Here is a 9,207-nt window from a genome sequence, read left to right as displayed (position 1 = left end):
GCTGATGGGCTGATGTCGGAGGTACAGGCCGACGCCCTGCGCGCCGCTGTCACCCAGCGCTACAACATCCTTGTCGCCGGCGGCACCAGCTCGGGCAAGACCACGCTCGCCAACGCACTGCTCGCCGAGATGGCCTGGGTCGATGCCCGCGTCGTCCTGATCGAGGACACGCGCGAGCTGCAGTGCCCGCTGCCCGATACGGTGGCGCTTCGCACGCGGCTGCCGCATGTGTCAATGACCGAGCTGGTGCGCTCAACCATGCGCCTGCGTCCCGACCGCATCGTGGTCGGCGAGGTTCGCGGCCCCGAGGCGCTCGACATGCTCAAGGCCTGGAACACCGGCCATCCCGGCGGAATTGCGACCATCCATGCCAACAGCGCGACCGCCGCGCTCTACCGCATCGAGCAACTCGTGCAGGAAGCGGTGTTCACCGTGCCGCGCCAGCTGATCGCCGAGGCCATCGACATCGTCGTGTTCATTTCCGGGCGCGGCATCGATCGCCGTGTCTCGACCATCGCGCGCGTCGCCGGGCTAGATCCCGACACCGGCACTTACGCGCTCGCCGATTTTCCCACCGCCAGACCCAAGGAGATCTGACCCATGACCCGTGCTCAACTATCTCGCCTTCCCGGCAACCGCCATCTGCTGGTCGGTGCCGCGATCGGCCTCGCGCTCACGCTTGCCACCCAGGTCCAGGCGGCCGGCTCCGGCATGCCATGGGAAGAGCCACTCCAGCAGGTGCTGGAATCGGTGCAGGGACCGGTCGCCAAGATCGTTGCGGTTATCATCATCATCACGACCGGCCTGACTCTTGCCTTCGGTGAGACCTCTGGCGGGTTCCGGCGCCTGATCCAGATCGTGTTCGGCCTGTCGATCGCGTTCGCTGCGTCGTCCTTCTTCCTGTCCTTTTTCAGCTTCGGCGGCGGGGCGCTGATCTCGTGATGGGAGGCGGCCAGCATATCGAGGGCTTTGAGGTGCCCATCCACGGCTCGCTCGGGTCTCACCTGCTGCTTGGGGGCGCGCCGCGCGGCCTCGCGATCATCAACGGTACGCTGGGCGCTGCCGTCGGCCTTGGGCTTCAACAATGGGTCGCAGGCGTGCTGCTCTGGGCGGTCGGCCACAGCGTCGCGGTCATGGCCGCCCGCCGCGACCCGAGCTTCGCGCCGGTCCTGCTCCGCCACATCCGTCAGAAGGGCTATTTCGCATGCTGAGCCTGCGTGAGTATCGCGACCGCGCCGAGCGGCTTGCCGACCATCTGCCCTGGGCCGTGCTGGTCGCCCCCGGGGTGGTGCTCAACAAGGACGGCAGCTTCTTGCGGGTGCTGGCGTTTCGCGGCCCCGACCTCGAATCCGCAACCGAAGCCGAACTAGTCGCGGCCTGCGCGCGGGCTAACAATGCCCTCAAGCGCTTCGGGAGCGGTTGGGCATTGTTCTTCGACGCCGAACGGCGCGAGGCGCTGGCCTATCCCAATAGCGACTTCCCCGATGCGGCGAGCTGGCTGGTCGATGGCGAGCGGCAGGCGGCGTTCGAGGCCGAGGGAACGCATTTCGAGAGCCGCTACCACCTGACGTTGACCTGGCTGCCGCCAGCCGACGCGACCGACCGGGCCGGACGCTCGCTGGTCGAGCGACCCGATGGCGACAAGGAGCGCGACTGGCGCGGCGCGCTGGAGAGTTTTGTCGCGGAAACCGACCGGGTGCTAGACCTGCTCGCCGGCTTCATGCCCGAGGTCCGGCCACTCGACGACGGCGCGACGCTGACCTTCCTCCACGGCACGATCTCCGATCGCCGCCATAGCGTCACCGCGCCGGAAACCCCGATGTATCTGGACGCGGTGTTGGCCGACACGCCATTGGTTGGCGGGCTCGAGCCACGACTTGGCGACCTGCATGTCCGCACGCTCACGATCCTTGGCTTCCCGAGCCTCAGCCGGCCGGGCATCCTCGATGCGCTCAACCATCAGGACTTCGGCTATCGCTGGGTCACGCGCTTCATAGCGCTCGACAAGACTCTGGCGACGAAAACGCTCACGTCGCTGCGGCGCCAGTGGTTCAACAAGCGCAAGTCGGTCACCGCGCTGCTGCGCGAAGTGCTCTACAACCAGCCGGCACAACTGCTCGACAGCGACGCCGACAACAAGGTCGTCGATGCCGACCTCGCCCTGCAGGCGCTTGGCGGTGACCATGTCGCGTTCGGCTATCTGACCACGACGATCACGGTCACCGACCGGAGCCGGGCGGCGGTCGAGGACATGGTCCGTGCCGTCGAGCGGATCGTCAACGGCCTGGGTTTCACTTGCGTCCGCGAAGGCGTGAACGCGGTCGAGGCCTGGCTCTCGTCCTTGCCCGGTCATGTCTACGCCAATGTCCGGCAGCCGCTGGTCCACACCCTGAACCTCGCGCATTTGATGCCGCTGTCGTCGGTGTGGGCCGGGCCGACCCGTAACGAGCATCTCGAGGGACCGCCGTTGCTGGTCGCGAAGACCGCCGGCTCGACGCCGTTCCGGCTGTCGACCCATGTCGGCGATGTCGGTCACATGATGGTGGTCGGGCCGACCGGCGCGGGCAAGTCGGTGCTGCTCAGCCTGATCGCGCTCCAGTTCCGCCGCTACGCCGACGCGCAGGTCTACATCTTCGACAAGGGGAACTCGGCCCGTGCCGCGGTGCTGGCGATGGGCGGAGTGCACCATGCGCTCGGCTCCGCCGAAGCCGATGGCGAAGCGCTCGCCTTTCAGCCGCTGGCCGGCATCGACAACGCTAATGAGCGCAGCTGGGCCGCCGAATGGATCGCGGCGCTGCTGGCCGCCGAGAACGTGCCGGTCACGCCCGAGGTCAAGGACGCTGTCTGGACTGCTCTCGGCAGCCTCGCCTCGGCACCGCGCGAAGAACGGACCATGACCGGCCTCGCGCTGTTGCTCCAGTCGAATGCGCTGCGAATCGCGCTCCAGCCCTACACGCTCGAAGGGCCGTACGGCCGCTTGCTCGACGCGGCCGAACAGCAGCTCGCGCTCGCCGACGTCCAGTGTTTCGAGACCGAGGCGTTGATGGGCCAGGCCGGGGCGGTCGCGCCGGTGCTGACATATCTCTTCCATCGGCTCGAGGAGCGGTTCGGCGGGCGACCGACCCTGCTGATCCTCGACGAAGCCTGGATCTTCCTCGACCATCCGCTGTTCGCCGCGCGCATCCGCGAATGGCTGAAGGTGCTGCGCAAGAAGAATGTCGCGGTGCTGTTCGCGACGCAGAGCCTCGCCGACATCGCCGGGTCCGCGATCGCGCCGGCCATCATCGAGAGCTGTCCCCAGCGCATCCTGCTGCCCAACGATCGGGCCATCGAGCCGCAGGGCCATGACATCTATGCGCGCTTCGGCCTCAACGGCCGGCAGATTGAGCTGATTGCAAGCGCAACGCCCAAGCGGCACTATTACCTCCAGTCCGCGCGCGGCAACCGTCTGTTTGAGCTGGGGCTCGGTCCTGTGGCACTGGCACTGTGCGGCTCATCCGATCCCAACGCGCAGGCCCGGATCGACGCGCTGCTCGCAAGCCATGGCCGTGACCACTTTGCTGAAGGCTTTCTGCGTGCCGCCGGCCTCGACTGGGCGGCGGAGCTTGCCACTACATTTTTTGACAAGAATGGGTCAGGCGGCGGTAATGGGAAAGACCTGCCTGAATGACCGAGACTACGGACGCTGGGGACTTTCCGGACTCGAGGACCTGAGGCGCGGAGCTGCCCTTCATTCAGCCGCCCTCGGAGCGTTGCACATGTCCGATTGCGACCAATTCACGACCTTCAGTGGCCGTGCTGTGGATGACCGCCTGTGCCGAAAGCTGCCGCCAGATGGCGGAGCTTGTCGGGATTACGAACTATATAGATCCCCATGATGCGGCCATCGCGTACATCGAGCGCAGTGGTCTGGAGCACGTCGCCACGATCGATACTAATGTAGCCGGGCAGACCGTTAATGGTCGCGGTGCGTAGCAGCGTCGGCGCTGACGTGTACTTCCGACGCAGCCCGGCGAACAGGCGAAGCGCTCGGTCGATCCCGCGCACCACATTGCGGAAAGCGATGACCTTGCCGCCGCCATCGGAATGGATCTCGACGTCGCGCGCCAGCAGTGCTGACAATGCGACCGTGTCACCGTCGCGGGCAGCAGCAAAGAAGGCTCGCGCGATCCGATCAGCCTCGGCCGCCTGTACGGTAAAACGTGGCCGCGCGTGCTGCACGTGTTTGCGCGCGCGCGAGGCAAGCTGTCGGACGGCTGCAGGCTCGCGCCCCAATGTCGTCGCGACCTCGGTCAGCGCCATGTCGAACACGTCGTGGAGCAGGAAGGCGGCACGCTCCAGCGGGGACAGGCGCTCCATGGCGAGCATCAGAGTGAGCGTCACGTCATCGGCGATCGTTTCCTCCGCCTCCGTCGTGCCCATCAGCGGTTCGGGAAGCCATGCGCCGACGTAGGTCTCCCGGCGCGCACGGGCGGACTTTAGCTGGTCGAGGCAGAGACGCGTGACAACGCGGGTCAGATAGGCTGCCGGCGTGTCAACGCTCTCCGCCCTTGCCGCCCATCGCAGCCAGGCCTCCTGAACGACATCCTCTGCCTCGCTGACCGATCCGAGCATCCGATAGCCAAGACGCAGCAGTCTTGGCCGCTCGGCCTCGAAATCAGCGAGGCGTCTGTCACTGGGCGGCACGAGAGTCCTCCACCGGATGCGATCGGTGACTGCCGCCTGCCGCATCGCGCCACGCCCACAGGGCGAGAGCGGCCGTCAGTATAGCCGGAAGTGTCACCGCAGGAAAATCCTGAACCAGCGCGCCCGTGCCGCAGATGCCCACCGCCACCTCCCAGAAATGGAACAGCGCGTGGCCCCCAAGCCAGAGCGCAGCGAGGGACCACAGCGTGACGCGTGCCGCCGGCCGCGCGGCACCGGTCAGCATCGCGATACCGATCAGAAGGAAGATCAGTCCGATATCGCGCAGGAAGTGCTGGTTGAACGGGCCGGTGGTGGTGACGCCTGGGACCGCGAAGTACCAGCTGGCGGGCGAGATCAGCATGAACAAGCCATTGGCTATGGCCCCGAGACCGAGCGCTAAGGCCAGCGCGAGAGGAAGGCGCCTGTTCATGCCGCCTGTCCCTGCGACTGAGCGGCGAGCCACGCATCGAAACGCGTAGGCGCGATCCGCGCGTCCTCTCCAGGCACCAGCGTGTGGTCGTCGGCGGCGGCGCCGAAATAGTTGCGATCGTCGGTGACGACGATCCGGCGCGGATCATCTCGCGCGCCAAGCCAGCTGGCGGTGAATTCCGCGAGCGGCGCGCGCTCGGGTCCCGCGACTTCGACGATGCCATCTGCAGGATCAGCCGTGGCTATCTCGGCAAGCAGGGCCGAGATGTCGGCGGCAGCAACCGGCTGGAGCGCAATGCCCGGCAAGTGCACGGCGTCGCCCTGCGTATAGCCGTCCGCGATGGTTGACAGAAATTCGAAGAACTGGGTGGCCCGCACGATCGTGTAGGGAACGCCGCCAGCGGCGATCAGCTCTTCCTGCGCCAGCTTGGCACGAAAATAGCCCGAGGCTTGAAGGTGATCGGTGCCGACGACCGAGAGCGCGACGAAGTGGCGCACCGCGGCGTCGCGGGCCGCTTCCAGCAGGTTCGCCGTGGTGCCGCGAAAGAAGGCGAAAGCGGCCGCATCCTCGAACGAAGGAGCATTGCTGACATCAACTAGCACCGCAGCATTTGTCAGCGCCCGAGCTAGGCCTGTGCCGGCTTGGGCATCAACGCCGGTGCTGGGCGATGCGGCGACCGCTTCATGGCCCTTGGCTCGCAGCAGTTCGACAAGGGGCCGGCCGATCAGTCCGGTGCCGCCGATGACAACAATCTTCATGTCCATATCTCCCGTGCAAGTCGCTGCCTGCCTGACGAGGTGGACAAGGCCAGTGTGACATGGGTGACCACAAACTCGAAAAAATGTTCGGCATGATGTCACGATGCGATTGTGTCTCTCGTCAAGCCACCGAGTGCCGATGTTCGGCGCGGTGACAAGGAAAGCAACATGGCCGAAATGAAGCGATTGAACTGGTCCGAAGTCGCGCCTGAAGGCGCCAAGGCTCTGTTTGGTATCCACCATTATGTGACAACGAGAACGGGTCTTCCCGAAGAACTGATCCATCTGGTCTTTCTGCGTGTGTCGCAGATCAACGGCTGCGCCCATTGCATCGATATGCACACGCGCGATCTGCTCAAGACTATGGCGATCGACAAGGTCGCGCTGATCCCCGTCTGGGCGGAGGTGCCGCATCTGTTTTCTGACCAGTATCGAGCAGCGTTGGCTTGGGCGGAGGAAGTGACCAATGTCAGCACGACCCATGCTTCGGACGAAGCCTATGCCGCCGCTGCCGCCACATTCGTCGAGAAGGACTTGGTCGATCTCACGCTTGCTATCGCGGCAATGAACGCGTTCAATCGTCTCGGCGCGCCCTTCCGCCTTCCGGTGGCCGCCAAGCCATAGGCCCACAAAAGGGGGAGCATACCTTGCTTTCCCTTTCGACGGCACACGACCAAAGTCAGTCGTTGCCATCCGCGCCGTATACGTCCTGTCCCGCCGAAAGCGGCCTATCGCGTTGGTCGCGGCGGACGATCGGCTAGGTGCCTAAACCAAAGCCATTCAGCATAATCTTCGAACCCAAGAGCAGCGTTGTACGGAGAAATCCTCAAAGCCGATTCTGCGAAGGAGCGCGACCTCAATCGGTAGGCGCAATGGCAGAGCAATGCGCTGCTTCGATACGCCAGCGCGCTTCGGTCCGGTGCCAGATGCGCGTATATGCGAAGGTGCCGCCAAAATCCTGATCCGCATATCGTCCCACCATGTGGGCCGTGGTGCAGACGATCGCAGTGTCTCCCAGCAGGCGAATTTCGGGGACGCCCCTGACATCGATTCTCGTGATTGCCAGCAAGCCCGAACGGTGCGCAGCAAGGTCGTCTGCCTTCGTCAGGCGTAATCCGTCCTGGTTCGTGAAATGGAGGGCATCGCTGAGCAACTCGCCCAGCCGCGTCACATCGCTGGCCAGCATCGCCGCACGCAATTGCGCCTCGGCCACCTTGACTTCGGCAATACTGCTCATCCGTCTTGCTCCTTCAAAAGCTGTCAGCCTGCTCGCTCATTTTGCCAGCGAGACGCAAGTCGCGCCCGCGCAGATCAGCAATGTTCCGATCGCGACCTGCGGCATATGCAGCGAGCGCCATTCGCCGAACACCAGCGCTCCGAGCATCACCGCCACGATCGCATTACTGTTGGTGAGTGGCGCAACGACTGAGACCGGCAGCTTGAGCGTGCCGAACCCATATGCCATGCAGCTGATCGCGACGGTCCATACGGTCCCCATGGCGATGGCAAACCCGATGCCTGTCGCGGTGCTTCCGGCGAAACCGGTGGTGGATGCCCATGCCAAGCCGATCATGGCAATGACGGTCCCTACGCTCGCAAGATAGACCGGAATAGCCGCGCCAGCCCCGATGCTCGCGCGCATCAGCACCGTGCCCAAGCCAAGGCAGAGTGCGGGGACAATCCCGCCGATCAGGATGCCCGCGACCTTCATTGCGGAAACCGCTCTACATGCGTGTCGCCGGTGCGCCCGAAATACACCGCACGGTGCCCGAGAAACGAAACGAGGTACCCGGCGCATCCGGCTCGTTTCGCTTTCAGGCGGAACCCCTTGTAGGTGTAACCGGGCGCGAGCGTTTGCGCTTCCAGGATAGCGGCCCGAAGCGCATCATCGTCGAAGCTAGCTTCGACGGGCACATCATCGGCCGGGAACCCGAGTTCGATGCTCTCACCCGAGGGCAGATAATAGATCGCCGTAGAGCGCCGGAAATCGATCGCATAGCTCTCGAAGCCGGCCTCGATCAGCTTTGCGACAATCTCGGGGAAAGTCATCGCATTGGCTTCGGCGGCATCCAGGCAATTTTGGGCACAGTTATTCTGGTCAGCGTTCATCACGCAGCCTCCTTCGTGTGTTGATAAGATTACCGGATCCTCGCTCAGGAGAGCGGAATCGCCTTCAATCCGCGTCGCTCGACGATCGTCTTGAGCACCCTCCCGACCGTCGTCCGGTCTTCAGGCGTCAGATGATCGAAGAACTCGGCGTCGTTGATGTCTGCAAGCGCGGCCAGTCTCGGCACTATCTCCTGACCGGCGGCAGTAAGCGCCAACATGTGGGCGCGTGCATCGTCGTCTCGATCCGTGCGGGCCACGAGACGCTTTGCGATCAGCCGGTCCGCCAGCTTGCTGATCGCCCCGCGACTAAGCCCCATCTTCTCGGCCAGCCGGCTGGGCCCGTGCGCTTGTACGTCGTAGAGTTCCCGCAACATTGCCCATTCCGCCACGGTGACGCCCTCCGCCTCGAGCTTACGGGCAAAGGCATGGGAGACGTGGTTTGATACGAACCGTAGCCAGTAGCCGAGGTGCGACGTCAGATGGGCGGCAGGAACACGATTGGACATAGCAACCCCTTTGTTATCTAGGAAACTACATCTTATATGTTTCCTTGTCAACATGATCTAGGAGATGAGCTGGCTGATCTGTGGCGCTGGTGTGCTAGACGGACGCCGTAGGTCCGCTTCTGACAAAGACATGCCGTTCGACACATCAGTTGGACTAGCAGCAATGTCCCGAATGTCGGTCCATCGCGTGTCGCGACAATCTGATGAACTGAGGGCAGGTTTTAGCGAGCAGTTTCGAGCGGTCGAACGGCGGCATTGTCGGCGAAGCCCGTTGGCGACTAGTCGCAAGGATTACTCAACCTAGCATACTACTGCTCTAACCGCTCTGGCTGACAGCCTCGACGTTGTTTCCGTCGGGATCCAGCACATAGGCGGCATAATAGCGGGGATGATAGCGCTCGCGGATGCCGGGCGCTCCATTGTCGTTGCCGCCGTTCGCCAGCGCGGCGGCATGAAATCCATCCACCTGCCTTTGGTTCGCCGCCGTCAAGGCGATGTGGATTGGCGATCGCGCGCCATCTTCGTGGTGAATCCAGAAGCTGGGATAGCCGTCCCGGCCGAAACCATAGCGCGCCGTGCCACGCGTGGTGCGCGCGGCAGTGACGCTGATCACCAGCGACAGTCCCAGCGGGGCCAGCGCCGCTTTATAAAAGTGCCGTGACGCCTCGACATCGGATACCCCGATCTCGATATGATTGATTACCTCCATAGCACATGC

The 9,207-nt window shown here is 64.1% G+C and carries 13 protein-coding genes; 5 read left to right on the top strand and 8 right to left on the bottom strand.

Going from position 1 to position 9,207, the window contains the following annotated elements:
• The 4 genes from K9B33_RS19860 to trbE all read left to right on the top strand — a co-directional run.
• The coding region (locus K9B33_RS19860; RefSeq protein ID WP_224550854.1) for an ATPase, T2SS/T4P/T4SS family at positions 1-597 on the top strand (597 nt) is incomplete at its 5' end.
• A gap of 3 nt (positions 598-600) precedes the next feature.
• The gene (locus tag K9B33_RS19855) at positions 601-942 is read left to right on the top strand and encodes a TrbC/VirB2 family protein (RefSeq protein WP_224550853.1); all 342 of its coding nucleotides are present in this window, start codon (positions 601-603) and stop codon (positions 940-942) included.
• Positions 939-1,211, top strand: coding sequence for a VirB3 family type IV secretion system protein (locus tag K9B33_RS19850; protein WP_224550852.1), 273 nt, complete (start codon positions 939-941; stop codon positions 1,209-1,211). Before K9B33_RS19855 ends, K9B33_RS19850 begins: the two co-directional genes overlap by 4 nt.
• Positions 1,205-3,670: a conjugal transfer protein TrbE gene (gene trbE, locus K9B33_RS19845; RefSeq protein ID WP_224550851.1), complete on the top strand. Its 2,466-nt coding sequence runs from the start codon at positions 1,205-1,207 to the stop codon at positions 3,668-3,670. Before K9B33_RS19850 ends, trbE begins: the two co-directional genes overlap by 7 nt.
• Before the next feature lie 116 nt (positions 3,671-3,786).
• Here the strand turns inward: trbE and K9B33_RS19840 are convergent, their stop codons facing one another.
• From K9B33_RS19840 to K9B33_RS19830, 3 genes are read right to left on the bottom strand one after another with little or no spacing between them, the layout of a single operon-like run.
• Complete coding sequence (locus K9B33_RS19840) at positions 3,787-4,686, bottom strand: sigma-70 family RNA polymerase sigma factor (RefSeq protein WP_224550850.1); 900 nt, start codon at positions 4,684-4,686, stop codon at positions 3,787-3,789.
• A complete protein-coding gene (locus tag K9B33_RS19835) occupies positions 4,673-5,116 on the bottom strand; it encodes a hypothetical protein (protein ID WP_224550849.1) in 444 nt (147 codons plus the stop codon). The genes K9B33_RS19840 and K9B33_RS19835 overlap by 14 nt, the downstream gene beginning before the upstream one ends.
• Positions 5,113-5,880, bottom strand: a complete 768-nt coding sequence (locus K9B33_RS19830; protein ID WP_224550848.1) for an SDR family oxidoreductase — start codon at positions 5,878-5,880, stop codon at positions 5,113-5,115. The genes K9B33_RS19835 and K9B33_RS19830 overlap by 4 nt, the downstream gene beginning before the upstream one ends.
• 162 nt (positions 5,881-6,042) lie before the next feature.
• Between K9B33_RS19830 and K9B33_RS19825 the strand changes: the two genes are divergently transcribed.
• The gene (locus K9B33_RS19825; protein WP_224550847.1) at positions 6,043-6,498 is read left to right on the top strand and encodes a carboxymuconolactone decarboxylase family protein; all 456 of its coding nucleotides are present in this window, start codon (positions 6,043-6,045) and stop codon (positions 6,496-6,498) included.
• Between the two features lie 232 nt (positions 6,499-6,730).
• Here the strand turns inward: K9B33_RS19825 and K9B33_RS19820 are convergent, their stop codons facing one another.
• The 5 genes from K9B33_RS19820 to K9B33_RS19800 all read right to left on the bottom strand — a co-directional run bounded on the left by K9B33_RS19820 (position 6,731) and on the right by K9B33_RS19800 (position 9,198).
• Positions 6,731-7,111, bottom strand: a complete 381-nt coding sequence (locus K9B33_RS19820) for a nuclear transport factor 2 family protein (RefSeq protein ID WP_224550846.1) — start codon at positions 7,109-7,111, stop codon at positions 6,731-6,733.
• 36 nt (positions 7,112-7,147) lie between these two features.
• Positions 7,148-7,585, bottom strand: coding sequence for a hypothetical protein (locus K9B33_RS19815; RefSeq protein ID WP_224550845.1), 438 nt, complete (start codon positions 7,583-7,585; stop codon positions 7,148-7,150).
• Complete coding sequence (locus K9B33_RS19810; RefSeq protein ID WP_224550844.1) at positions 7,582-7,983, bottom strand: hypothetical protein; 402 nt, start codon at positions 7,981-7,983, stop codon at positions 7,582-7,584. Before K9B33_RS19810 ends, K9B33_RS19815 begins: the two co-directional genes overlap by 4 nt.
• A 44-nt stretch (positions 7,984-8,027) precedes the next feature.
• Positions 8,028-8,489, bottom strand: a complete 462-nt coding sequence (locus K9B33_RS19805; protein ID WP_224550843.1) for a MarR family winged helix-turn-helix transcriptional regulator — start codon at positions 8,487-8,489, stop codon at positions 8,028-8,030.
• 316 nt (positions 8,490-8,805) lie between these two features.
• Entirely contained in the window at positions 8,806-9,198 is a 393-nt protein-coding gene (locus K9B33_RS19800) for a VOC family protein (RefSeq protein WP_224550842.1), read from the bottom strand.
• Between the last annotated feature and the right edge of the window lie 9 nt (positions 9,199-9,207).

This window comes from Sphingobium sp. 3R8 (genome assembly GCF_020166615.1).
GTDB classification, from domain to species: domain Bacteria; phylum Pseudomonadota; class Alphaproteobacteria; order Sphingomonadales; family Sphingomonadaceae; genus Sphingobium; species Sphingobium bisphenolicum.
Note: the sequence above shows the minus strand (reverse complement) of the source record. Positions and strands in the feature narration are given on the sequence as shown.

Bases quoted from the DNA above. Each gene is read 5' to 3' on its own strand.
- K9B33_RS19835 (WP_224550849.1), bottom strand. From the start codon at position 5,116: ATGAACAGGCGCCTTCCTCTCGCGCTGGCCTTAGCGCTCGGTCTCGGG.
- K9B33_RS19825 (WP_224550847.1), top strand. From the start codon at position 6,043: ATGGCCGAAATGAAGCGATTGAACTGGTCCGAAGTCGCGCCTGAAGGC.
- K9B33_RS19805 (WP_224550843.1), bottom strand. From the start codon at position 8,489: ATGTCCAATCGTGTTCCTGCCGCCCATCTGACGTCGCACCTCGGCTAC.
- K9B33_RS19855 (WP_224550853.1), top strand. From the start codon at position 601: ATGACCCGTGCTCAACTATCTCGCCTTCCCGGCAACCGCCATCTGCTG.
- K9B33_RS19800 (WP_224550842.1), bottom strand. From the start codon at position 9,198: ATGGAGGTAATCAATCATATCGAGATCGGGGTATCCGATGTCGAGGCG.
- trbE (WP_224550851.1), top strand. From the start codon at position 1,205: ATGCTGAGCCTGCGTGAGTATCGCGACCGCGCCGAGCGGCTTGCCGAC.
- K9B33_RS19815 (WP_224550845.1), bottom strand. From the start codon at position 7,585: ATGAAGGTCGCGGGCATCCTGATCGGCGGGATTGTCCCCGCACTCTGC.
- K9B33_RS19820 (WP_224550846.1), bottom strand. From the start codon at position 7,111: ATGAGCAGTATTGCCGAAGTCAAGGTGGCCGAGGCGCAATTGCGTGCG.
- K9B33_RS19810 (WP_224550844.1), bottom strand. From the start codon at position 7,983: ATGAACGCTGACCAGAATAACTGTGCCCAAAATTGCCTGGATGCCGCC.
- K9B33_RS19830 (WP_224550848.1), bottom strand. From the start codon at position 5,880: ATGGACATGAAGATTGTTGTCATCGGCGGCACCGGACTGATCGGCCGG.